The organism is Bacillus sp. ISL-45, from assembly GCF_018613195.1.
GTDB lineage: Bacteria > Bacillota > Bacilli > Bacillales > Cytobacillaceae > Mesobacillus.
Map to the genome: position 1 here is coordinate 132,579 of NZ_JAGGQQ010000010.1, position 23,762 is coordinate 156,340.

At 42.2% G+C, this 23,762-nt stretch carries 19 protein-coding genes, 1 pseudogene and 1 other annotated feature; of the genes and pseudogenes, 9 read left to right on the plus strand and 11 right to left on the minus strand.

Translation table 11 applies throughout. The features are described from left to right. Positions 1–2 precede the first annotated feature (2 nt). The gene (locus tag J7E35_RS14500; RefSeq protein ID WP_214780868.1) at positions 3–566 is read right to left on the minus strand and encodes a beta-class carbonic anhydrase; all 564 of its coding nucleotides are present in this window, start codon (positions 564–566) and stop codon (positions 3–5) included. A 220-nt stretch (positions 567–786) separates the two neighbouring features. Here J7E35_RS14500 and J7E35_RS14505 point away from each other — a divergent pair, with 220 nt between their 5' ends. The 4 genes from J7E35_RS14505 (at position 787) to J7E35_RS14520 (ending at position 4,616) form a co-directional block, all read left to right on the plus strand. Next, on the plus strand, positions 787–1,842 hold the full coding sequence (locus J7E35_RS14505; RefSeq protein ID WP_214780870.1) for a metal ABC transporter solute-binding protein, Zn/Mn family: 1,056 nt from the start codon (positions 787–789) through the stop codon (positions 1,840–1,842). 111 nt (positions 1,843–1,953) lie between these two features. Then, entirely contained in the window at positions 1,954–3,315 is a 1,362-nt protein-coding gene (locus tag J7E35_RS14510; RefSeq protein ID WP_214780872.1) for a cytochrome ubiquinol oxidase subunit I, read from the plus strand. A gap of 14 nt (positions 3,316–3,329) precedes the next feature. Beyond that, positions 3,330–4,379, plus strand: a complete 1,050-nt coding sequence (locus tag J7E35_RS14515; protein ID WP_214780874.1) for a cytochrome d ubiquinol oxidase subunit II — start codon at positions 3,330–3,332, stop codon at positions 4,377–4,379. 81 nt (positions 4,380–4,460) lie between these two features. Beyond that, entirely contained in the window at positions 4,461–4,616 is a 156-nt protein-coding gene (locus J7E35_RS14520) for a DUF1540 domain-containing protein (protein WP_084135575.1), read from the plus strand. A 34-nt stretch (positions 4,617–4,650) separates the two neighbouring features. Here J7E35_RS14520 and J7E35_RS14525 read toward each other — a convergent pair whose 3' ends face one another. The 3 genes and pseudogenes from J7E35_RS14525 to metG form a co-directional block, all read right to left on the minus strand. Beyond that, on the minus strand, positions 4,651–5,283 hold the full coding sequence (locus J7E35_RS14525; protein WP_214780876.1) for a CPBP family intramembrane glutamic endopeptidase: 633 nt from the start codon (positions 5,281–5,283) through the stop codon (positions 4,651–4,653). Beyond that, positions 5,280–6,089, minus strand: a complete 810-nt coding sequence (locus tag J7E35_RS14530; protein WP_214780878.1) for an alpha/beta fold hydrolase — start codon at positions 6,087–6,089, stop codon at positions 5,280–5,282. The genes J7E35_RS14525 and J7E35_RS14530 overlap by 4 nt, the downstream gene beginning before the upstream one ends. Before the next feature lie 102 nt (positions 6,090–6,191). Then, positions 6,192–7,801, minus strand: a pseudogene (gene metG, locus J7E35_RS14535) (methionine--tRNA ligase). A 68-nt stretch (positions 7,802–7,869) separates the two neighbouring features. Next, positions 7,870–8,145, minus strand: a binding site (T-box leader). A gap of 803 nt (positions 8,146–8,948) precedes the next feature. On the opposite strand from metG, the gene J7E35_RS14540 reads away from it, so the two are divergent. The 4 genes from J7E35_RS14540 to J7E35_RS14555 all read left to right on the plus strand — a co-directional run bounded on the left by J7E35_RS14540 (position 8,949) and on the right by J7E35_RS14555 (position 12,642). Then, positions 8,949–9,410, plus strand: a complete 462-nt coding sequence (locus J7E35_RS14540) for a hypothetical protein (RefSeq protein ID WP_214780880.1) — start codon at positions 8,949–8,951, stop codon at positions 9,408–9,410. A 160-nt stretch (positions 9,411–9,570) separates the two neighbouring features. Then, the gene (locus tag J7E35_RS14545; RefSeq protein ID WP_214780882.1) at positions 9,571–10,098 is read left to right on the plus strand and encodes an RNA polymerase sigma factor; all 528 of its coding nucleotides are present in this window, start codon (positions 9,571–9,573) and stop codon (positions 10,096–10,098) included. Next, on the plus strand, positions 10,082–10,840 hold the full coding sequence (locus tag J7E35_RS14550; protein ID WP_214780884.1) for a hypothetical protein: 759 nt from the start codon (positions 10,082–10,084) through the stop codon (positions 10,838–10,840). The genes J7E35_RS14545 and J7E35_RS14550 overlap by 17 nt, the downstream gene beginning before the upstream one ends. A gap of 1,253 nt (positions 10,841–12,093) precedes the next feature. Next, positions 12,094–12,642 carry a GNAT family N-acetyltransferase gene (locus J7E35_RS14555; RefSeq protein WP_214780886.1) on the plus strand — a complete coding sequence of 183 codons (549 nt, stop codon included), beginning with the start codon at positions 12,094–12,096 and terminating at the stop codon, positions 12,640–12,642. 541 nt (positions 12,643–13,183) lie between these two features. Here the strand turns inward: J7E35_RS14555 and hmpA are convergent. The 7 genes from hmpA to J7E35_RS14590 all read right to left on the minus strand — a co-directional run bounded on the left by hmpA (position 13,184) and on the right by J7E35_RS14590 (position 22,440). Then, complete coding sequence (gene hmpA / locus J7E35_RS14560) at positions 13,184–14,398, minus strand: NO-inducible flavohemoprotein (protein WP_214780887.1); 1,215 nt, start codon at positions 14,396–14,398, stop codon at positions 13,184–13,186. Between the two features lie 474 nt (positions 14,399–14,872). Further along, the gene (gene menC, locus J7E35_RS14565; RefSeq protein WP_214780889.1) at positions 14,873–15,985 is read right to left on the minus strand and encodes an o-succinylbenzoate synthase; all 1,113 of its coding nucleotides are present in this window, start codon (positions 15,983–15,985) and stop codon (positions 14,873–14,875) included. Further along, positions 15,969–17,459, minus strand: a complete 1,491-nt coding sequence (locus J7E35_RS14570; RefSeq protein ID WP_214780891.1) for an o-succinylbenzoate--CoA ligase — start codon at positions 17,457–17,459, stop codon at positions 15,969–15,971. The genes menC and J7E35_RS14570 overlap by 17 nt, the downstream gene beginning before the upstream one ends. 186 nt (positions 17,460–17,645) lie before the next feature. Beyond that, positions 17,646–18,464, minus strand: a complete 819-nt coding sequence (gene menB, locus J7E35_RS14575) for a 1,4-dihydroxy-2-naphthoyl-CoA synthase (protein ID WP_214780893.1) — start codon at positions 18,462–18,464, stop codon at positions 17,646–17,648. A gap of 15 nt (positions 18,465–18,479) precedes the next feature. Beyond that, positions 18,480–19,289: a 2-succinyl-6-hydroxy-2,4-cyclohexadiene-1-carboxylate synthase gene (menH, locus tag J7E35_RS14580; RefSeq protein WP_214780895.1), complete on the minus strand. Its 810-nt coding sequence runs from the start codon at positions 19,287–19,289 to the stop codon at positions 18,480–18,482. Next, positions 19,286–21,037: a 2-succinyl-5-enolpyruvyl-6-hydroxy-3-cyclohexene-1-carboxylic-acid synthase gene (gene menD, locus J7E35_RS14585; protein WP_214780897.1), complete on the minus strand. Its 1,752-nt coding sequence runs from the start codon at positions 21,035–21,037 to the stop codon at positions 19,286–19,288. Before menD ends, menH begins: the two co-directional genes overlap by 4 nt. Further along, on the minus strand, positions 21,034–22,440 hold the full coding sequence (locus J7E35_RS14590) for an isochorismate synthase (RefSeq protein WP_214780898.1): 1,407 nt from the start codon (positions 22,438–22,440) through the stop codon (positions 21,034–21,036). Before J7E35_RS14590 ends, menD begins: the two co-directional genes overlap by 4 nt. A gap of 333 nt (positions 22,441–22,773) precedes the next feature. Here J7E35_RS14590 and J7E35_RS14595 point away from each other — a divergent pair, with 333 nt between their 5' ends. Next, positions 22,774–23,706: a 1,4-dihydroxy-2-naphthoate polyprenyltransferase gene (locus tag J7E35_RS14595; protein ID WP_214780899.1), complete on the plus strand. Its 933-nt coding sequence runs from the start codon at positions 22,774–22,776 to the stop codon at positions 23,704–23,706. Positions 23,707–23,762 lie beyond the last annotated feature (56 nt).

Here is a 23,762-nt window from a genome sequence, read left to right on the forward strand (position 1 = left end):
ATTCACTTTTGGTATCCATCAATGACCTGATCAAGCCTACCCGTTGAAGGATCGATCACAAGTCCATGGACCGGAACATCCTTAGGCATCAAGGGATGGTTTCTTACGATTTCGACACTGTGGGCAACGCTGTCCTTGACATTTTCGAAACCGTGAAGCCATTCCTTCACGTCTATTCCTGAGTAATTCAATGTATTCAGCATGTCATCGCTGACACCGCGCCGTTTCATTTCCTTAATCATGCCATCTGGCTTCATCCCGCTCATCCCGCAGTCATAATGGCCAATGACCGCCACTTCCTCTGCCTGCAGCTGGTAAACCGCGACAAGCAGGCTTCTCATGATACTTCCAAACGGGTGCATAATCAGGGCACCGGCATTCTTGACAATTTTTACATCACCATTGCGAATATTCAAAGCCCTCGGCAACAGTTCAACAAGCCTTGTATCCATACACGTTAAAATGACCATCTTTTTATTTGGAAACTTAGTCGTGGTGAATTCTTCATATTTCTTTTCTGCTACGAACTTTTCATTGAAATCAAGAATTTCATCAAGCATTCTCATCGTTTCATTCTCCTTTTTAACATTCTCTTTCTAATAGAATACCGTAAATTGAATATTAACCAAAATGTTTTACTTGATTTTGCCGCCATCCTTTTGTATGATACTTAAGGTAAATCGTAACCATTACGAATTAATATTTTTTCCTTATGACTAGAAACTAACAAAATAAACTTCACTTTCTAAATCGTAATGAGTCCGTTTTGACTAACAGGAGGCACATATGAAAAAAACTGCATTTATTTTATCATTATTTATGGTTATCGCTGCTTTTCTAAGCGGCTGTGGGCAGGATGCTGCTGATCAAGAGAAAAACGATGAATTGCTTCAAGTCTATACCACTGTTTATCCACTCCAGTTTTTCGCCCAGCAAATTGGCGGTGATTATGTCAATGTTGAAACCATCTACCCACCGGGAGCGGATGAGCATACATTCGAGCCTTCCCAGAAAGATATGATGGCACTGGCAGACGCAGACTTATTTTTCTATATCGGCCTGGGCCTTGAGGGATTTGTTGATAAAGCCAGCAAAACACTTAAAAACGAAGATGTAAACATGGTTCCGGTTGGCGAAGCAATTCACCTGGATGAAGCTGCTCACGAGGATGAAGCCGCTCACGAGGATGAAGCCGCTCACGAGGATGAAGCTGCTCACGAGGATGAAGCTGCCCACGAAGATGAAGCTGCCCACGAGGATGAAGCTGCTCATGATGATGAAGCCGCTCACGAGGATGAAGATAGTCATAACCACGGAGATATCGACCCTCACGTCTGGCTTGACCCTATTTACGCAAACGAGCTGGCTCTTGCAATCAAAGAACAGTTAGCAGAACAGATGCCTGAGCATAAAGATACTTTCGAACAAAACTATACCGAGCTATCTGCTCAACTTAAGGGTCTTGACAAGGAGTTTTCAGAGGTCATTGGCTCAGCCAAGCGGAATGAAATCCTTGTATCACACTCTGCCTTCAGTTATTGGGAGGAGCGTTACGGGATCCAGCAGATCAGTATTTCTGGCCAATCCACTACAAACGAGCCGTCTCAAAAAGAGCTTCAAAAGTTGATTTCACATGCAAAAGATGAAAAAATCAAGTATGTTTTGAACGAACAGAACTTTAATTCCAAGCTGGCAAAAATGGTCCAGGATGAGCTAGGCGCAAAATCGCTGACCCTCCACAATCTGTCCGTATTGACCGACGAAGATATTGAAAATAATGAAACCTATTTCACGGTGATGGAAAAAAATATCGCTACCCTTGGAAAAGCTTTGAATGAATAATGGATTTGCCTCCCTCAGATGGGAGGCTTTTTTTTGTCCAAGAAAAAGCACATATTTTCCATCAAAGTGAAAATAATATTGGAAGTTATATTACGGAAGGGAAGTAAAATAATGGATGATGTCTTAATTGCCCGCTCACTTTTCGGAACAACAATGGGTTTCCATATTATCAATGCAACAATTGGGGTTGGCCTGCCTTTGATGATACTCGCAGCAGAACTGCTATATCAGAAAACACAGGACATCGATTATGCCGTCATGGCTAAAAGATGGACAAAAGCCTTTGCGGTGACACTTGGTGTCGGCATCCCAACCGGTACGATTGCTGGAGTCCAGCTCTCTCTCCTCTGGCCAGGCTTTATGGAGGTCGTCGGCAGAGTAATGGCTCTTCCATTCCAAATTGAGATCTATGCTTTTTTTATCGAGGCTTTGTTCATGTCTATTTATGTTTATGCGGCCGACAGGATCTCACCATGGATGAGAATCGCCAGCCTTACACTTGTGGCTCTCGGCGCTCTTGCTTCAGCTGTGCTGATCACGAACGTCCACGCTTTCCAGGGTACACCAAGAGGATTCCGTGTTGAAAACGGTGAACTGGTGGATATCAACCCCTGGGCTGCCTTTTTTAATCCAAGCTTTGCCGTAACAGCCGGACATGTTGTCGTCACAGCCTATATGACCGGCGCGTTTATTATTGCCACGGTTGCTGCCTATAAAATGCTGAGAAGTGACTTTGGTTCAAAGATTTATAAGTTCCACCAAAAAGCCTTAATGGCCAGTTTGATCATTGGGGGGATATTCTCCATCCTGACGGCCGTCAATGGTCATTCAGCGGCACAATACCTTCATGAATACCAGCCAGAGAAACTGGCAGGTGCTGAAGGCCTTTTTGAGACGCAGAAATATGCACCTCTGGCAATTGGAGGGTTTACCGACAGGGAAACAGAAACGGTTAAATGGGGGATTGAAATTCCATGGGCCTTAAGTTTTCTTGCCGGCAATTCTTTTGACACTGAAGTAAAAGGTCTGAATGATTTTCCAGAGGAACATTGGCCTCCACTGTTTATTCATACCTTATTTAATGCAATGGTCGGTGTCGGGATGCTGTTGATCACTCTCTCAATGATTGCCTTTGTCTGGAACAAAATTTTAAAGAAGGACCGGTTTCCAAAATTCCTCATGTGGCTGTTTGTAGCTACTGGCCCGCTTGCCATGCTGGGTATAGAATTTGGCTGGATTTTTGCCTGCACAGGCAGACAGCCGTGGGTAATCTACCATGTTCTATCAACAGAAGATGCAGCGACAACCGCCTCTAACCTGGGTATTTTGTTCATCCTGTTTGCTGGAGTTTACGTTTTACTGGGTGTTATGGAAATCATCGTCCTTCGCTACTTTTTCAAGAGAAATACGGTCCTGGATGATTTAAACAGGGCACAGCAAAAAGAAATCCCTTTGTATGGTTCCAATACGTGAAAGGATGATCCGTTTTGACTGACGCGCTAACTGCCATAACCGTGCTCTGGGGATTCGTTTTTATCTATGCTGTTATGGCAACGATGGATTTCGGAGCTGGTTTCTGGTCAATGGTCTATATCAATAAAACAAAAACGAAAGCAACAAATATTGCCAACCGCTATCTGTCACCGACATGGGAGGTGACGAATACATTTATCGTTGCGCTGGTCGTCGCTGTTTACAGCATGTTCCCCAGAGCTGCTTATACTTTGGGAACTGTGTTACTGATCCCTGGCAGTATGATTCTGCTGCTATTGTCATTGCGAAGTGCTTTCCTTGTCTTTTCGAATATTGCGGAGGATTATCGGAAGATACTTACTTATATTTCGGGCATCAGCGGAATTCTGATTCCTGGCTTACTTATTAGCGTTCTGCCAATCACACATGGCGGTTTTGTCGATATTTCTGATGGAGCTCAAAACCTGGATCTGGGCCGATTGTTTACAAGCCCGAATGTGTACGCTTTTATTGGTTTTGCGGTAGCCAGTACACTTTTCCTTTCATCCCTGCTTCTTGCCGATTACTCAAAAGCTTCAGATGAAATTCAGGCTTACAATGTATATAGACGTGATGCATTAATTATGGGCCCTATTTCAATTGCCATGGCTTTTGCCGTCATGCTTACTTTAAAAAACGAGGCAGCCTGGATTTACAATAACATGATGGAGAATCTCTATATCCTGATAATATCAGTTATATTTTTCCTGATTGGCGGCCTTGCTCTCGTCCTTCCGTCCATTGGTAATAAATCGCTCAGAGGGATTCCTCGTCTCGCGGTTATCATGATTACGCTGCAATACCTGGCAGCCAGTTATGTTTACGGGAATGCACATTTACCTTACATCGTTTATCCAGAAGTAACCATACAGTCCGCTTTTACAGACCCAAATTCATTCCGGGCGGTATTCACCACCTATATTGTTGGGTTCCTGATTCTGTTTCCAGGATTCATCTATTTCTGGAGCCTGTTCATGCAGGATAAACGATATTTACGCCAGAAAAAAACAAAAGAACAAACTTAGCTTTCCTGATTTTAGCCAGAATAGGGACTCCTGGTTCGCTGCATCCTAAGATTGTATCAACCAAAAAGGAGTGGTACAACGATGGCAAAAGATGTATTGTGTGAAGTCAATAACTGTCATTATTGGAAGGACGGAAACCTCTGCAGCGCCGACAAAATCTATGTAGTCAGCCATTCCGGCGAGCAAGCCGACAACAGCCGCGAAACTGATTGCAAGACATTTGAAGCGTTGAGTTAATAAGAAGACCGGGTGATAGCCCGGTCTTTTAAAATCACCTGATCAAAAACCAATATACAAAGATGATTCCCAAGTCACTCAGTACATGCCCGAAGATTGCGGCTGTTATCATCCCTGTTTTCTCTCTGATATAACCCCAGAATATACCTGCAATGAAGACAGGCACAACTGCAATAATGCCGTAAAAACCTTCGAAAATTGGAATCACCGAAAGTAAATGGTACAGAGTATAAAAAGTTGCTGTTATCAGAATGGCATACTTCGATGACCCTTGCATTCTCAACTTCTCATAGATATACCCTCTCCAGTAGACTTCTTCCAGAATTGGATTAGCCACGAGCAGGACCAGCACGAGCCAAATCTCACCACGTCCGGAAAAACCCCACCCCAAAAGCAGCACCCTCAGCTGATCAATATCCAGAAGATAAATATTCAGCCAGTATAACCCTCCATAAATGAACAGGAAAAAGAGCAGCCCGCTCCCGACACCCAACATCACAGCCTTGCCTGTCACTTTGAATCTTTCTCTTTGAATTCCACGGCCAAGCAACGGGACAGCAAGAAGCCAGCTATAAAAGAGTATAAAGGTAGCTATGACATTCCCCAGCACTTGGAGTCCAATAAAAATCATAAGCGTTGGTCCAACCAACAGTAAAACTTTCTTCATATCCACCTACCCAGTCCTGCTTCTTTCTTTTGGTACTCATTGAGTGGCCGTAAAAAAGTGTCTACAATTGTATTGAATTCCTGATAAGACCTGGGCGGCAGCTGATGGGTTCCATTCTTTATATACACCACTTGTGTCTGCGGAGCTTTTTTCAGAAAAGGAATGCGGTAACGATGCATTGGCTTTTCTAATGAACCGTATATCAGAAGGATAGGCATATCCAGTTTATGAAGCTGGCTGCTGGAATCATATTGAAGCCCTGATTTAATATACTCATACGAACGATGAGCATCAGAGAGACGCGCTAACTCATATATTTCTTTTTCATCCTCCTGATCACATTGGTGAAACTTTGCCTGCCATTTCGCAGCAAGAGACACTTGACCGAATTGAACCATTACCTGCACTAACTTGATAATAAGCTTCGGGATAAAAGTATCAATTTTTGAAAAACCGCCGGACAAGATTAACGCTTCTGACCGTTCAGGATACTTCAGTGCAAATTCCTGGGCAACCAATCCGCCATGAGAATAGCCGCAGAGCACCGCTTTCTTGATACCTAGCTCGTCAAGCATCTTCTTCACATCATCTGCTAGTCCCGCAATGCTTACAGATTTGTTTCCCTTCGTGCTTCGTCCATGCCCCGCCAAGTCAAAAAAGATCGTCTTGTAGCGTTCGGCGAGTGCTTCCTGATGCTTAAAAACATTGTGCCCCATCACAAACGGATGAATAAAAACAACAGGCAGCCCGTCTCCTTTTATATGATAGTAAAGCGATAGAGAGTCATCGATTTTGGCAAACGGCATAAAAGATTCACCCCTTTATGCTGCATTTACCCGAATCTTAGATACGCAAAAACAGTACAAAATTTTATATAATTTTGTGCCTTCATGAAAAACGTGGTTATATCAAATTCTTTCACACTTCTTCAACTCTTCCAGCTCTTTGCTGATCCTATCCGGGTCAATACGTTCGAATAATGGCTCTACCTTCGTCAATTTCTGAGGACTCACCAATAACGGTCCCCAGCTTTGTTCCGTTATTTGCAGCATACCCTTAACCTTTTCACTTGAAAAAGGAAGGAACGGCGCCAGGATATTAGCCAGATTTCCGAGGATATATACACAGTCTGCGAGAGTCTGTTTACATGCTTCAGTATCTTCATGAACCTGCTTCCATGGCTGTTGTTCATCAAAGTACTTGTTTGAATATCTCACTAGTTCGAACACTTTTTCCAGAGCCTTTTTAAAATTGGCTTTTTCAATATTTTGTCCTGTTTCTTCGTATAGAAGAGTAACCCTGTCTGCTATTTCTTTGTTAATCACCTTTTCCGGAAGAATACCATCAAATGTTTTCTGTATGAATTTCAAGGTCCGATTCACCAAGTTTCCATAAGCCCCCAGCAATTCACTATTGTGACTGTAAATGAACTCCTTCCATGAAAAATCCGCATCCCTGCTTTCCGGTGCATTGATGGTCAGAAAGTAGCGGATTGAATCAGGGTCGTACTTTTCAATGATATCCGGCACAATTTTTTCTTTTCCAATGTGAGATATTCATTAGAAATGATATGGGTTGGCAGTGCTTCGATTCCAAGGCCTTCGAGAATCCCGGGCCAAATGATAGAATGGAACGGGATATTATCTTTCCCGTGAACATAATAAGACTTAGCGGCGGAATTCCAAAAAGGTGCGTCATCCAGTCCGGTTTCTTCAGCCCAGTACTTGCTTGCTGTGTAATAGCCTGAAACTGCCTCGATCCACACATAAATTTTTTTATCCTCATAACCTTTTACCGGCACACTTACCCCATTAAGCAAATCCCTGGAAACCGCCCGATCCTGCAGCCCTTCATGTAAGTACCTCTTGGTCAATGATATGGCGTTCTCTCTCCAAAGCAGTTTTTGTTCAGCATTCTTTGTATAATTCTCCAATGCATTTTGGAGTGAGCTTAATGCAAAGTAAAAATGCTCGGTTGCTCTCGTTGTTGGCGTATTGCCGCATAATTTACACTTTTTCTCCAGCAAATCAAGAGGTTCAAGCACGCTTGAGCAGTAATCGCATTGATCTCCTCGAGCGTTCGCCCCGCACTTCGGACAAATTCCCTCAACATACCGATCAGGCAAAAATTGCTCGTCCTGTTCACAATACGTCTGTTCGATCTCTTTCTTGTAAATAAACCCTTTATCAAGCAGCTTCAGAAAGATTTCCTGAACGACCTTATGGTGATGCACTGTATCGGTTCTTGTGTAGATATCATACGAGAAACCCAGTTTCGTAAAACTTTCTTTGAACTCGTGGTGGTACTTGTCTGCAATTTCTTTTGATGACACGCCTTCTTGCTTTGCCCTGATTGCAATGGGAGTTCCATTGCAATCACTCCCTGAAACATATAAAACCGGTTCTCCTTTTAAGCGATAATATCTCGCTAAAATATCCCCCGGCAGCAGGCTCGAAATATGCCCTAGATGCAGCGACCCATTTGCATAGGCCCATGCCCCTCCAATAAAAATACTCATTTGAATGACCTCCTTACGAAATTAGAAAAAGAGCAAAAAAACAAAAAACCTCGCCCTTAACTGCAATAGTTAAGGACGAGGTTTGGAATCCCACGTGTTACCACCTTTTTTCGCAAACGGTTCACACCATTTGCCTCATCAAGTACGGAGCAGAGAATGCGTGCTCTTATACTGTGACATTGATAACGAGTGCCAATTCTCGCCGTATCCTACTTATGCCAAAAAGCATGTTCAGGACGGAGCTCAGAGACCATTTTTCAAGTGTCTGTCTTTGCTTCTTTTCAGCTGCCGAAGCTCTCTGTAAAAAACAGGGGCACTCTACTTTTTCTCTTCATCGCTTTTAAAAGATATTAATCAGTATTTTATTCAGAATTTTCCATGAAGTCAATATCCTTTTTTTAAAAAACCCTTCACAAAACATCAAATTGGCGGTTTAAATTACAGTTATTATTCCAGGTAACAATCAAGGTCAATTTCATATAAGATCTAACGGTCACCATCTAATGTAACAGGCATCGGTCAACTTCTACTAAGCTCTCCTAAAATAGGAGAGATTTTTTATTTTGGCTGTTTTCGTAAAGATTGTTGTTAAAATCCTAAAGCCGATTTTAACGTATTATAAGGCCATTTTGCAGGTCGGTATTAAGTTGGCATGCTCTTTTCTTACAAAGGAGTCAATTTTGCGAAGAAAAGTGGGTCATTTAATTTTATTTTGTAGTCAAAAGCAACAAAGTTTGAGAAAAGAGCCTTTATTTTTAAGCGTTGAGCAACTACTTCTTTTCCAAAATAGATTTTATTTTGGATAAGTATTGCACCGAAAACAACACAATGTTATGTTTGGTGTAAAATTACACCAAACAGGAGAGGTTTATTTTGGAATACATATCTTCATTTTTCAATTTTATAGCAACAGAGGCAGACCCCTTTTTAATGACGTTAGTAATCGTTCCTATAATTGTCATCGGTTTAGGTGTATTAGCAGCAATTGAATAGAACTATTCAACTAACAAGAGTGTTAATCCAGGAAGGATTGACGCCTTTTTTGTTGAATTCCTTATTGATCAAACGAAGGAGAAATGTTGAAGAAGGATTGACATTGTAAGGAGTCGAATATTATCGGTATCCTTATGATAAGGGAATGATATAAATGGATCAAACCATTTCTATAGAGGTAGAAGTAGATTCACTAGAGTTCAACCAAAATATTATTGGGAACATTTCTTTTGTTGTTGATTACCATCGTTATTTTCCCGATGAAGGATGGTCTGATTTTGTAGTAATTATTTTATCTTGGTGGATTAAATCATTTAAAGGATTGTTAGTTTCTTCTGTAGGCCAATCATTCAAGTTTGACTTCATGGATGGAACTCCTGTTATTCTTGGGAAAAAAGTATGTCCATCTCGTATTGAATTGTCGTTCGAATTTGATAAGGAAAAAAGGGTAATGGAATTCACCGCAATTTGCAAATTAGAGGAGCTGGGGAACAGTCTGCTTACAGCTTCAAAAAAGGTTCTAAGAGCTGTTGAAAGAAATAAGTGGATCAGCGAAGAGATAGCTGAACTTAAAGACTTAACATTGTCACTCGAACGTTATTTTCAAAGTAATTAAACTATCAATAAAGTTATATTTAAGAAGGAGTTGCTATGCCAGCTCCTTCTTTTTGCTATAGGAGCCGATAAAAATATAATGAAAAATAATAAAACAAACCAAAACCTTTTTCGAACCCACACGTCTAAGAATTAAGTGAATTAACAAGGAGAGAAATTAGATGGCTGACTACAGGGAAGAGGATATTCATGAGTGGTACAATCTGTATCATCAAACAATCTTTAAATTTATTTTTATCCTTACAAAAGATTATCAGCAAGCTGAGGATTTAACTCAGGAAACATTTTTTAAGGCCTATAAATACCATCATACTTTCAAAGGTGATTCTAGCGAAAAAACATGGTTGTTCAGTATCGCTCATAATGTGACTGTTGACCACATGAGAAAACAAAAGCCAATTCGCTTTTTTAAAGAGTTATTCCAACCTCAAATTGACATTAAACTATTGCCAGAAAATGTTGTTCAGCTTAAAGAAAGTTCAAAGGAAATTCACGAAGCATTAAGTGCACTTAAACAATCGCACCGGGAAGTTATCATCCTTAGAAAGATCAAGGGTTTTTCAATTACCGAAACAGCGGAAATATTGAATTGTTCGGAAAGTAAAGTAAAGTCCACATTGCATCGTGGGATGTTAGCTTTGGAAAAAAGATTGATTAAGGAGTCGGAGTTAAATGAACATACAAAGTGAATTGAACACTTATAATCGTGCTCTTCAGAAAGTAGAATATGATTTGGAATGGAATCAGAAACAAGCCGATTTAGTCAGGAGAAAACTGGAAAGGCAAATCTATAAGGAAAAGGTTAAATCTCGAGTTTTCAAAATTATCGGTTACGCATCAACTATAAGTATCACTTTTTCTCTTCTTTTTTTGCTCATTATTCAATTGGGCAATGAAGATTCATTTGTTTCAGGAATGCTATCAAAAGAAGAAAAGCTGTATACAATGGAAGTGGTCAACGGGAAAGAGACACCGGTTTTAACCGGAAAAGGAATGGAATATGTCGTTTATCCAATGGATGCCTACAAGGAGATTAATACAATCTCAGGAGAACCACTCCTTGCAGTATCTGTTGAAAATATAGGTAGTAAAGAACAAATATTTACACAGGCCTTTTACCCGACTTCAGAAGGAAGGTTTATTTCAGTACATTATACAAAGAATGAAACGGGATCAGTTGAAGAAATGAGTAGGTATTTCTTTCCCGAACATCCCCTCTACGGAACAAAAGTCACGGAAATAAGTGTTTCAGGTCAACGGGCATTCCTACATGAACCTACTACAACAGAATATGGAACAGCTGCGTTATATATCGTTACCAAAAATTATGTATACTATATGACTAATAAGGGGTTGTTGAATAAAAAGCAGGGTGATTCTGAGGAGTTAGTCAGACTTGCCAACTTGTTTAACTTTGAGGTTGAAAGATAAAGGATACATTTTAGAATTGATTATATGCTTAAATAATTGCCGATGCATTACTTGGAGTATAAATTAATTCTGTGAGTTAACAGGACTTAAAAGGTTTGTGAACCATTATAATTTAAGGTAAGGGTGCTTTAATCCAAGAAGGATTAAGGCAGTTGTTTCTTATTGAGCTAACGAGGCAGTTATGTTGTGCGAAATGTTTCTGGCTTAAATTGAGATTGGTCACAATCATCAGGTAAAGGTCAGGCAGTTCCTTACAGAGCTGAAGGGTTATATCGAAGAATCAAATGATGGGGTAACGCCCTGAAGGGTTCTCTCTTAGTCGAGTAGCACTGGATTTAATAAGAATGATAGTTATAAACTCGGTGAAAAGGCGTGAGAATTTACCGTAATAGGTTAAGCTGACGAAAGCCTACCCGATGGGGTGGTGTAAATCATGATGCTTGAGTTGAATGAATATGGTGAGAATGCGAATAAACCTAAAAGAAAAGGTTAAGCTGGCGAACTTCTGAATGTACGGGTCTAGAACTGCGATACATAGAAATGTGTATATCACCAAATTGTGAGGTAGCTGTGGGTGAGTAAGAATAACTAATATGAAAATCCATGATACGTTCTAGGCGTATGAATGCTAACAGGCTTACAGGAAGCACCTAAGTTCATTCTATAATAGATATAATTCAACGTTGTAAGCTGATAACGTGGAGGGCTTACTCCCGAAGAAGCGGTGGCAGGGAAAGCAGTAATGACATTAGTTGCTGTATAACTTGTCTTTATGTCAGTGAAAGTGGTGGCACAGTACCAACGAAAGGTCTAATCAGCCTGGAGGGATAGCCACTAGACTAATGAAGAATCATTTAATCATGTAGGGCAAGTCTTTATCGGTTAATAAGGTTCTTGTGAGACTAATAGAGGTTTACCTCGTACTGGAGGCACCGACTTGTTAAAACGGAAGAATTGAGACATGAAGGGCTAAGGTTTCTGAAGTGTTGGTGATTAAATTGAATTGGATTAGTTGGAACGCCGTATGCGGTGAAAGTCGCATGTACGGTGTGAACAGGGGGAAAAGGGAGCGATAACTTCAAACCCTTACCTATCTGTATGAATAAGGATTAGTTTATCTTGAATAAAAAAAGAACAAATATAGTCTCAAATAATAAATCCCACTCTCATTTAATTAGATTCTAAAAGGGATTATTGCCTGTTTTATAGAAATTAAGCCTAAATGGAGAACATGAAAAGGGTGAGTTTGTATCATGTCTGCTGATTTCATCACTTACTATACTAAGAATAAAAAAACTGTCACAGTTCGAGAAGTAACCATATTGGATGCAGAAAGGATGTTATTAGCTGGAACAAAAGCATTAAAGGATGCCCCGTATATGCTAAGTACTGCTGAGGAACTGCAGAAGCTTACTGTTGAAGATATGAAGAAGTTGTTAAAGACTTATGATCAAAATCAGAATAATGTCCAATTTGTTGCTGAAGTTGACGGTGAACTGGTAGGTGCTATTGAATTTAAAAGCGGTGATAAAGAGAAAATTAGCCATCAAGGTTCTTTTGCAATGACAGTGCTCCCTGAGTTTCGTAATTACGGTATTGGAAGAGCATTATTAGCAACATTAATCAATTGGGCCAAAAATAATAGTGGAGTTGAAAAAGTTTGTCTAGAAGTAATGGAAGGTAACATTGGGGCTATAAATTTATATAAAACGATGGGATTTGTTGAAGAAGGGAGAAAAATAAAAGGTGTAAAATTTGAAGACTGTTATCAAGATTTAATTTTAATGGCTATATTTGTTTAATCTATACATTGTTGAATTTCCAGTCTTGTGATTCAGAAAGGATTAACGCCTTTTTTGTTGAATTCCTTATTGAGCTAAAGAAGCAGAAGAGTGAAACAACGAATATGGATGAAATGATGTATTGGAAACATTGAAGGGGGTGAAAAAATTAGTATGTTCTTAAAATGGTTTTTGCTAATCATAGGTTTAGCAGTCATAGTAGGTACTCTGATTTTGGGTATCTCTACGGAACAGTCAGTTCCAGCGGGTGTAGATTTAGGGTTAGAAATTTATTACTTCATTGCCGTTTTAATTGGAGGCTTATTTATTTACTTGAGTACCAGATTTTCTGGAATTCAAAACAAATAGGTCATCATCAACAAACTTCAACTAACTGGTGCTTATGTTTAATACGAACCATTATATTTTAAATCCAAAAATGCAATTAAACTAGAAAAATGGCGTGTCAAAACTGTTGTCAGTTTACACGCCATTTTCATTGTCATTTAAAAGATATGCACCCTAAAACGGAACGGTTTAATAGAAGGGAGCAAACTGTTAATTAAGCCTCAAGACTTGCCATTGGACCAAAGAATTCGAAGTGAATTCTATCTTCTGTAACGTCAAGATCTTTTAATGCTGCGTTGATTGCTTTCATGAATGGTACCGGACCGCAGAAATAGAAATCAGATTGAGCAAGATCCACATTTTCTTTTAGCCATTCTTTCGTAATATAACCTTCAACGTCAAAGCTTTTATTCTCGCGGTCTTCTTCAGTTGGCTGGTCGTAGAATACCACTGAATTCACCTTTGCCTTTGCAGCAGTTGCAGCAACTTCATCTTTCAGTGCATGGACTTTGCCGTTCTGGGCTGCGTGGATGAAAGTCACTTCTTTTTCCGGCTGCAAATCAGCTACTGTGTTCAGCATGCTGACCATTGGAGTCAGGCCAACGCCGCCGCTTAGCAGGACAACTGGTGTATCTTTTTCAGTATCGAGGAAGAAGTCGCCTGCCGGTGCGCTGATTTGGAGGACTTCTCCTTCTTCTACTGTATTGTGAAGGTAATTCGATACCTTGCCATCCGGAGTTTCCATGCCAGCTTCCTTTTTAACGCTGATGCGGTAATAGTCTTTCCCTGGAGCATCCGACAAGCTGTACTGGCGGATATGAGTGAAATCTTCTCCTTCGATTTCAAGCTTGATGCTGATATACTGTCCTGGCTTAAATGAAGCAATTTCCTTTCCATCAACCGGCTTCAGGTAAAAAGAAGTGATAACTTCACTTTCCTCGACCTTTTTCGCAACAATGAATGGACGGAAGTCCTTCCAGCCGCCTTTCTGGGTTGCAGCCTCATCATACATTTCCGCTTCAACAGAGATGAACGCGTCAGCAATTACTCCATATGCAGCTGCCCAGGCATTGATGATCTCATCTGTAGCCGCATCGCCAAGCACTTCCTTAATCGCCATCAGCAAGTGCTTTCCTACGATCGGGTAATGCTCAGGCAAAATGCCAAGACTGCGGTGCTTATGAGCAATCTGGTTCACAACCGGCAGGATTGCTTCAAGGTTGTCGATGTATTTTGCAGCTGCATAGACAGTTCCAGCCAAAGCTCTCTGCTGTCTGCCCTGCTTCTGGTTCGCATGGTTAAAAATATTCAAAAGCTCCGGATGATTTTCAAACATCGTTTTATAAAATACTGTCGTGATTTGTTCACCGTGAACTTCAAGTACTGGTACTGTAGATTTGATGATCTCAATTGTTTTTTGATCTAGCATAATATACACTCCCCTATGTCTATATCTTCTCGTCGAGGTTTGTTTACCTCATTCCCATAGTGATTATAATAAATTATTTCAGCAGACTAAGTGATTCAAATCACACTATTGTAAAATAGTGCTTTCGAATCGGATTATTGTTTAGTACTTTCTATATTCCAAGCCCGTTTCATGATAAAAATGAACCAGATTTGGAGATATGACTGTTTAGACCAATCATAATTGTATGAAAAAAGGGCTAACAATAGTTTTTAAAGCGATACTTTCACTTTTTATAGTGACTTTTTCATTTTTATAGCGATATTTTCACCTTTTATAGCGACTTTTTCATTTTTATAGCGAGAAGCAAACTTTTATAGCGACTTTTTAACTTTTATAGCGAAAATCAACTTTTTATAGCGAATTGGAAATTATCGCTGATTTTTTCCAGTTATAAAATAATAAAAGCACTGCCTCAGCAGTGCTCTCCGCATTCTAAAACTCAAAACGTTCTTCAAAAACAGTTACTTCCTTCATTCTCTTCCTGTTCAGTTCAAAGCCAATACCCGGACTGTCTGGCACCTTGATCATTCCGTTTTCTACTTTGATTTCCGGCATGATGATATCTTGCTCCCAATAACGGTCTGAACCGGAGATATCACCTGGTATCGTAAAGCCTGGGAGCGATGCAAGAGCGATATTTTGCGCTCTGGAAATGCCAAACTCGATCATCCCGCCTGCCCAGACTGGAATTCCTTTGGAATGACAGTAATCGTGAATCCGTTTCGCTTCCCCTAGGCCGCCCACTCGGCCGATTTTAATATTGATGATCTTGCAGCTGCCGAGCTCGATTGCTTTCCTAGCGTCATCAAATGTCACGATGCTTTCATCAAGGCAAATAGGTGTATCAATTTGCTTCTGCAGCGTGGCATGATTAACGATGTCATCAAAACCAAGCGGCTGCTCAATCATCAGCAGCCCGAACTCATCCAGGGCTTTTAAGCGGTCAACATCCTTCAAGGAGTATGCCGAGTTGGCATCAGCCATTAACGGCAAATTAGGATACTGCTTACGAATTTCTGATATAAAGTGAAAATCATCTTCCGGACTGATTTTTACTTTTACCCTCTTGAATCCCTGTTTAAGATAGCCTTCAATTTGTTTAAGTGCTTCCGTTAAACTCGGGTTACCTACCACCACACCTGCAGGGATGGCTTCCGTAGTTCCCCCAATCAGCGCGGATAATGGGACACCCTCTTTCTTAGCTTGCAGATCCCAAAGCGCTGTTTCCAACGCTGCCTTCGCCATATGATTTCTGCGCACGGAACTGAACAGTGCGAAAGCTTCAACAGGGTGGCTGATCCCCTTCTCTTTCAAAATAGGAATTAAATAATCCTTTAGCATATGGTATGAAGTCTGGACGGTTTCCTCGGTGTACCATGGAGATGAAAAGGCCACGCCTTCCCCACAACCAATAAAACCATTTCCGTCTTCAACCTCGACGATGATCGCTTCTCTCTCAGTAACTGAACCCAGATGGGTAGTAAAAGGGGACTTCAACGGCATTTTGATGATGGCTAATTTAACGGCTTTAATATCCAATGCCATCACCTTCCGCTGCGAGCCACTCGCGGAGTTTGCGCCTTAATAATTTCTTCGCGGCATTCCTTGGCAGGCTGTCAACAAAGTAAAATTTTTTCGGGAGCTTGTATTTTGCGAGTTTACGTTCACACAAGTCCTGCAAGTCTTCTTCTGAGGCCCCCGGTTCACTTTTTACAATAAAAGCCACTGGCACCTGTCCCCATTGTTCATCTGGCGCTCCAATCACACCGGCCTCAGCAACACCAGGATAGGAAAGCAGAATGCCTTCGATTTCAGCAGGATAGATATTTTCACCGCCTGAAATGATTAAATCAGAACGGCGGTCAAGGACATATAAAAAACCATCGCAGTCGATATAGCCAATATCACCGGTATGAAGCCATCTTTCGCGGATTTTATCAGCAGTTTCATCGGGGCGGTTCAGGTACCCGATCGTCACATTCGGCCCTTTGACTACAATCTCTCCCTCAGCACCTGAAGGAACCTCCTGGCCATCACCATCAACAATCCGGATTTGGTTAGGAAATAGCGCTTTACCCGCAGATCCAAGTCGTTCAATGCTGTATTCCGGAGATAAGGTCGCAAACTGTGATGAAGTTTCGGTCATGCCATAGGTCTGGAATACAGGGATTTCTTTTTCGAGACAGGACTCCAGCAAAGGAAGCGGTGCTGGCCCTCCCCCAAGCAGCATGCAACGAAAGGATTTCAGCAATCTTCCTGTTCCCAGTTCTTCAAGAATTCGTCTCAACATCGTGCTGACAACGGACATGATGGTTATCTTGTATCGTTCGATATCCTCGATTACCTTTTTTTCGTCAAAAGATGAATGTAAAACAACTGGCATGCCATAAATCTGACTCCTCATCAAAATAGAGTAGCCGCTGATATGGAAGATAGGGACCGTGCAAAGCCACTTATCATGTTCATAAAGACCGAGATTGAGTGCAGACGCATTCGCGCTCCACCAATGGTTGCCATATGTTTGCATGACCCCCTTCGGATTGCCGGTCGTGCCTGAGGTATACATGATTGTCGTGATCTCGTTCAAATCGTATTCTTCAACAACTAAGGAATCACCAACCTCTAGCCGCTTCAGTTTATCAGTACTGACGAATTTGATTCCTGAGTTAATCGAAGTTACTTTATCATCAAAACAGGATTCATATACCAGCACTTCAGCGTCACAATCATCCAACTGCCATGTGAGCTCCTCCGATGTCAGTCGATTGTTCAAAATCACAGCCTTGATCCCGGTCATCTGTAAAGCGTATAAAATGAACACAGATTCCGCTTGATTAGAAAACAGAACCGCTGCCGTAGATCCTTTATGTAAACCCAGTGTTCCAAGCTTGCCAGTATAAGCTTTCGCTTCTTCAAAAACTTCCGAAAACGTATATGTGCGCCCCTCAAAGACCAGTGCTTCTCGATGGGGAGACAGTTCTGCCCGCTTTTTCAGCCAGTTTGGCATGGTTTCAGTCATCGATGTCACCTCTTCTCTACATACTAAAACAGCTTGATGGAGGTCCATCAAGCTGTTGCAGTTTTAAAATCGTATTGCTTATCGTACCATGTTTGCCGTCCTCATTATTAGGCCCTTTTTGTGAGTTTCCAGAACGAAAAGAGCTATACATGAGGGAGCAAGCAACAAGTAACGAAAAGAGCTTAATCAAGGGAATCTTGGGAACTGGCCGAAGTCTGGCTTGCGCTTTTCTTTGAACGCATCGCGTCCTTCTTTTGCTTCTTCTGTTGTGTAGTAAAGCAATGTTGCGTCCCCTGCCATCTGCTGAAGTCCAGCAAGACCATCAGTATCAGCGTTCATCGCAGCTTTCAAGAAACGAAGTGCTGTCGGGCTCTTCTCAAGGATTTCCTCACACCACTTGAGTGTTTCTTCTTCAACCTGATCAAGAGGTACAACTGTGTTGACAAGACCCATGTCCATAGCTTCCTGGGCATTGTACTGACGGCATAAGAACCAGATTTCGCGAGCCTTTTTGTGGCCGACGATTCTTGCAAGGTAGCCTGAACCGTAACCAGCATCAAAGCTACCTACTTTAGGGCCTGTCTGGCCGAAGATTGCATTATCAGCCGCTATTGTCAGGTCACATACGACATGAAGCACATGTCCGCCGCCGATTGCGTAACCTTTAACCTGAGCAATTACCGGTTTAGGGATCACACGGATCAAACGCTGAAGGTCAAGGACATTCAAGCGAGGAATCTCATCTTCACCAACGTAACCGCCATGTCCGCGGACTTTCTGGTCTCCGCCTGAGCAGAATGCATCGTCTCCAGCACCAGTAAGCACGATTACGCCAACGCTTGAATCATCACGTGCATAAGCAAATGCATCGATCATTTCCATAACCGTTTTAGGACGGAAAGCGTTGCGCACTTCCGGGCGGTTAATGGTAATTCTAGCAATGCCATTATATGTTTCATACAGAATATCTTCATACTTGCGTTCAGAAACCCATTCAACTGTCATTTAGACAACCTCCTATTATGTATTCGACAAAAACTCACTTACTATTGTACCAAATTTTTCACGTTCTTCCACATGAATTGCATGGCCGCAGCTATTTATAGTCAAATGTGTCGGATTTGGGAGTATGGAAGCCATTTCTGCGGCTATTTTACAGAACTTTTCATCAAGCTCCCCTGTAATCAGAAGGGTCTCGAAATCGAAGTTCTCCAGATGGTCCCACCATGAAGGCTGGGCTCCTGTCCCCATTCCCCTAAGACTGTTAGCCAGTCCAACAGGATCATTCCTCAGTCTTTGACTTCTTATTTGTTCCCTTACTTCAGCCGTAAGATTCAGCTGCGACTGAAATAGCGGGATCGATTCCCAAAAAGTGATGAATGGTTCCAGACCTTCATGCTCGATTTTACCTGCCAATTTGTAGTCCTGCTGAATTCTCGCATCACGCTCCTCTAAGTTGACCAACCCTGGTGTCGTGCTTTCAAGAACCAGCTTCCTTACTCTCTCTGGATACAGACTCGCAAACGTGATCGCCGTCCTGCCACCCATTGAGTACCCAAGGAAATCCGCTTTTTCAATGCCCAGCTGGTCTAAAAGCACTTTTAAATCATTTGCGGCATTCTGGATGTCATATCGCTCCGTATCGCCTGGCGATTCAGTCTCGCCATGTCCAATAAGGTCAACCATCAAAAGCTTTGAATGCTTCCCCCACATAGGACAAAACGGCTTCCAAGTAGAAGCCGCGCCAGTAAATCCATGAAGCAACACAAGGGGAAAACCATCGCCGCACTGCTCGACATGATATCGTACGCCGTTGATCAAGGTCTTCATTTTGTGTCACCTTTTAGCATGGAAGTTATTTCCCGGGAAACAGAATTCCACAAATCTCGATGTTCCTTCAGGTTGGAATCCCTCATTGTCCTGATTTCCATCACTTTTAAGCCGCTAATCTCTTGGTTTTTGGCAAAGGTCCCTGAAAAGTGCTCCCAATCTTTGATTAAATCATATTTCCCGTTGTACATTTCGACAACATGGCTGAAATCCAGGTCCAATGGTGTACCGAAAAGCTTTTCAAAATGCTTCGGTTCCTTTGCCTGAGGCAGGAACGAGAAGATTCCTCCGCCATTATTGTTGATCAGCAAAATATTGATATTGATATTATATAATTTTGAAGCCAGTAAGCCATTTAAATCATGATAGAATGTCAGATCGCCCAATACAAGGTAGCATGGCTGCGATACACTTGCTACACCAAGTGCGGTGGAGACAATACCGTCGATTCCATTCGCCCCTCTGTTTGCCATTACCTTGATATTCTTTTTATTTAATAGGAAGAACGAATCAAGGTCCCTGATAGGCATGCTGTTTCCAACAAATAATGTTGAGCCTTCTGGAAGCATTTCAGTAAGCTGCTGGAATAGCTTGCCTTCACTTAACTCCTCAACTTGAGAGATAGCCGATAATTGTTCTTTGGCGAGTTCATTTAGAGAGCGCCATTTTTCGAGATAGTCAGACTTGCCTGCTGGTGAAGCAGCCTCGCTAAGTTTTGTACAGAACAAAGCCTCGTCGCAGTACAGCATATCAGAGGCTGACATCGTAGGCTCACGCCAGCCTGCACCGCTGTCGACAACGAATTGGCGTGCATTACGGTTTTCCTTTATAAAAATAGTCAGAGCTTTAGAAATTGGCATTGCTCCAAATCGGATGATGACATCAGGCTTCAGCGATTCCTTGGCATCTTCATTTCTTAAAAAAGCATCATAGGCATCAATGATGTGTTGTCCATCATGCTCTCCGCTGCGCAATTGTGACAGGGGATCCGCGATGATCGGAAACTGTAATCTGTCTGCAAGAGCAATGACTTCCTCAGTAAATTCACTGTTGTCGAGCTGCCCGCAAACAATAATCCCTTTCTGATAGCAAGAGATATCCTCACTGATCGCAGCAAACGTTTGATCTGATAGACTGAGGTGGCCGGTCTCGATTTCCACATAACCGCCAACGCGCTCAGGCAGCTCGAACAAGTTACCATCCATTAGCGGAATCAATGGCTCCCTGAATGGGAAATTCAGATGGACTGGTCCTTGCGGATAACTTGCTGCAGTAGCCGCTGCCCTTCCGCAAACAGTTCTCGCATAGCGAATCATATCCTCCGTTTTTTCAGGCGGTGCCATTTCGACAAACCATTTTACATTTTTGCCGTACAGATGAATCTGGTCAATCGCCTGCGGCGCACCGACATCACGCAATTCATGCGGCCGGTCTGCTGTCAGGACAATCAGCGGTATCCTTGAAATACTGGCTTCAATCACCGCTGGATAATAGTTCGCCGCAGCAGTACCCGAGGTACAAAGCAAGGCGACAGGCTTTTGGGTAGCCTTTGCAATTCCAAGTGCAAAAAAGGAAGCAGATCGCTCATCGACCTGGATATGGATACGCAAGTCTGGGTGCTCAGCCATAACCAATGCCATTGGCGTTGACCTCGAACCAGGACTGATGACAACATCCTTTACACCCGTTTTCGATAATTCTGCAACAAATGCTGCGATATAAGCTGTTAAACCTTCCTGGTGGCTCATGTGATCTTTCCTCCAAGTGCTGTAAGCATCGGCCGGAACTTGATGCTAGTCTCTTTATATTCACTATCGGCATTTGAATCTGCCACGATGCCGCAGCCGGCAAATAGTGACACTTCATTTCCCTGAATCAGGCCTGAGCGGATCGCTACGGCAAATTCACCATTTCCCTGATAATCCATCCAGCCAACAGGTGCAGCATAAAGGCCTCTGTCCAGCTGTTCGATTTCCCTGATCTTCTCGATCGCTGCCTGCTTCGGCAACCCGCCCAATGCAGGAGTCGGGTGAAGTCTGTCCACTAAATGAAGAAGTGATGTCCCTTCCCGATTTTTACCGATGACAGGTGTATACAAATGCTGAATATATTTCATTTTCATCAAAACAGGCTTTTCAGGAAGAATCACCTGATCACAGGTTTCTTCCATTGCACCCCTGATCATATCCACCACATATTGGTGTTCAATCAGGTTTTTCTGGTCTGTTAAGAGTTCCTCACCAAGCTTTTCATCTTCTTCAGGAGTATTCCCCCTGGCGATCGAACCTGCCAGGCAGGCTGAGAACAGACTAGCCCCATCCTTTTTGACCAATCTTTCGGGAGAAGCTCCGATAAAGCAGTCACCATTGGATTCAAAAGCAAATGCAAAACTTTCTTGTTGATTCTCCAAAAGGTTCGCCAGAACACTTTCTGCCTGGACTTCATCTGTAAAATGAAGACGAAGCTCCCTCGCAAGCACGACTTTCTTCAATTCGCTATTTTCAAAACCGTCTACAACATCAGTTACTGTCTGCTTCCACGCCTCAGGATCGATTTCGATAATATCCTTAAAATCAAGTCTGGCTAGCGCTGGTTTCTGTCCAGCCTTCGAAAGAACCTCTTCCCTCTCCCGTGTGACTTTATCAAATAGTGACATATCATCATGCTGGGTGCAGACTACATTGGTTGTAAAATAAGCCTCTCCCTTTACAATCGTCAGCATATATTTTGGAATGTGGAAAAGAGCTTCCGAAAATTTGGACCATAAGCCTGTTTTCTTCTTCAGAGGATCAAAGGTAAATCCACCAAGCATCGATGGCCCCGTTCCATTTACATTATATTTATTAAAAACCAATGCCGTATCCATGAAGCGCTTCCACTCTTTTTCAACATGAAGAAAGCGGTCAGCTCCCTGATCCGACTGTATTTGTCCGCATATACCCAATCCAGTAAGGAAGTGTTCCCCTTCAGGATCCTTCCAGAAAAAGCGTTCTCCAAAAAACTTTTCCCTGCCTGAAGCAAAAAAATAAAAAGGATCTATAGTATTTATTCTATGGACTTCGCTGACCAAAACCGACTGAGATTGTCCTTTGGCCCGCTCAATCGCCTCAAGAATTCCCTGTCTAAGTTCTGTTTCCTGAATGGCAACCAAAATTATCCCCCCAATAACAGCCTCTCATCTGTTATCACACGTTTTAAAGCTTATTTTAAGATACACCTCATACACCACGATGTCAACGATGGCGGGCTTTTCTAACCTTTTATCATCCTTATTATATATATTGCACGCAGACAGCTGAGGCAATCTGGAAAAACCATCCTCATTATACGTGAAAATACTAATTGACAGTGTATATGTGAATATCTACACTAATAATTGTAAGGTAATTTAGCCTAGATATGAAAGGTCTTTTTGACAATTTTGGTTCTTTTAGATAAAATATTAAGGTTTGATAGATTGATATAATAAGGGAGAGAATTAGTTATGCAACCACAGCTACAGCCTAGTTCTTCACCAGCAGTCAATGGCGCAGACTGGAGAGTCTGGTGGCAGCTTACACGGCCGCACACTTTGACAGCCGCATTTGCACCTGTCCTTCTGGGGACTGCTTTAGCGATAGAATACAGCGGTGGAATCCATTGGGGAATGTTCCTCGCAATGTTAATAGCCAGTCTGTTGATTCAGGCAGCAACGAATATGTTCAATGAGTATTATGATTTTAAACGCGGACTTGATAATGAAAACTCTGTTGGAATCGGCGGGGCAATCGTCCGTCACGGCATAAAACCTAAAACGGTACTGAATCTAGCCTTTGGCTTGTATGGTATCTCAGTCCTTCTTGGCATATATATTTGCATGAGCACCAGCTGGTGGGTCGCTGCTGTCGGAGTCGTTTCCCTTGCAGCCGGTTACCTTTATACTGGCGGTCCATTGCCGATTGCCTACACACCTTTTGGCGAGCTAGTGGCAGGATTTTTCATGGGTGTACTGATCATCCTTATTTCCTTCTACATCCAGACAGGCACGGTAACTCCTACTAGTGTACTTGTTTCTTTTCCTAGCTTTTTGCTTGTTGGCGCAATCCTGCTTGCGAATAATATTCGTGACCTTGATGGCGACAAGGAATTTGGCCGGAAGACACTGGCGATCCTGCTAGGACGAAAAGGCGCAATCAGGCTGCTAGCAGGAATGTTCATTGTATCCTACGCCTGGGTAATCGGCCTGATTATTGCAGGTGTGGTATCACCTTGGCTCGCGATTGTCGCCCTCAGCATTCCTAAAGCTGTAAAAGCAACGAAGGGATTCATCGGAAAATCGAATCCGTTGCAAATGATGCCGGCTATGGCTAACACAGCAAAGACCAACACCATTTTCGGCTTACTTCTATCAGTAGGCATTTTCATCAGTTGGATATAGTCACCTTCGAGAAGCTTCTGCCTTTGGCGGAAGCTTTTTCTATGTTTCTTACCATC

What these genes read in the sequence shown, in the direction of transcription:
- J7E35_RS14540 (WP_214780880.1), top strand. Translation starts at nt 8,949, where the DNA reads ATGGATCAAACCATTTCTATAGAGGTAGAAGTAGATTCACTAGAGTTC.
- menC (WP_214780889.1), bottom strand. Translation starts at nt 15,985, where the DNA reads ATGGCATTGGATATTAAAGCCGTTAAATTAGCCATCATCAAAATGCCG.
- menB (WP_214780893.1), bottom strand. Translation starts at nt 18,464, where the DNA reads ATGACAGTTGAATGGGTTTCTGAACGCAAGTATGAAGATATTCTGTAT.
- menH (WP_214780895.1), bottom strand. Translation starts at nt 19,289, where the DNA reads ATGAAGACCTTGATCAACGGCGTACGATATCATGTCGAGCAGTGCGGC.
- J7E35_RS14500 (WP_214780868.1), bottom strand. Translation starts at nt 566, where the DNA reads ATGAGAATGCTTGATGAAATTCTTGATTTCAATGAAAAGTTCGTAGCA.
- J7E35_RS14545 (WP_214780882.1), top strand. Translation starts at nt 9,571, where the DNA reads ATGGCTGACTACAGGGAAGAGGATATTCATGAGTGGTACAATCTGTAT.
- J7E35_RS14505 (WP_214780870.1), top strand. Translation starts at nt 787, where the DNA reads ATGAAAAAAACTGCATTTATTTTATCATTATTTATGGTTATCGCTGCT.
- J7E35_RS14510 (WP_214780872.1), top strand. Translation starts at nt 1,954, where the DNA reads ATGGATGATGTCTTAATTGCCCGCTCACTTTTCGGAACAACAATGGGT.
- J7E35_RS14530 (WP_214780878.1), bottom strand. Translation starts at nt 6,089, where the DNA reads ATGCCGTTTGCCAAAATCGATGACTCTCTATCGCTTTACTATCATATA.
- J7E35_RS14555 (WP_214780886.1), top strand. Translation starts at nt 12,094, where the DNA reads ATGTCTGCTGATTTCATCACTTACTATACTAAGAATAAAAAAACTGTC.
- J7E35_RS14525 (WP_214780876.1), bottom strand. Translation starts at nt 5,283, where the DNA reads ATGAAGAAAGTTTTACTGTTGGTTGGACCAACGCTTATGATTTTTATT.
- J7E35_RS14520 (WP_084135575.1), top strand. Translation starts at nt 4,461, where the DNA reads ATGGCAAAAGATGTATTGTGTGAAGTCAATAACTGTCATTATTGGAAG.
- hmpA (WP_214780887.1), bottom strand. Translation starts at nt 14,398, where the DNA reads ATGCTAGATCAAAAAACAATTGAGATCATCAAATCTACAGTACCAGTA.
- J7E35_RS14570 (WP_214780891.1), bottom strand. Translation starts at nt 17,459, where the DNA reads ATGACTGAAACCATGCCAAACTGGCTGAAAAAGCGGGCAGAACTGTCT.
- J7E35_RS14595 (WP_214780899.1), top strand. Translation starts at nt 22,774, where the DNA reads ATGCAACCACAGCTACAGCCTAGTTCTTCACCAGCAGTCAATGGCGCA.
- menD (WP_214780897.1), bottom strand. Translation starts at nt 21,037, where the DNA reads ATGAGCCACCAGGAAGGTTTAACAGCTTATATCGCAGCATTTGTTGCA.
- J7E35_RS14550 (WP_214780884.1), top strand. Translation starts at nt 10,082, where the DNA reads ATGAACATACAAAGTGAATTGAACACTTATAATCGTGCTCTTCAGAAA.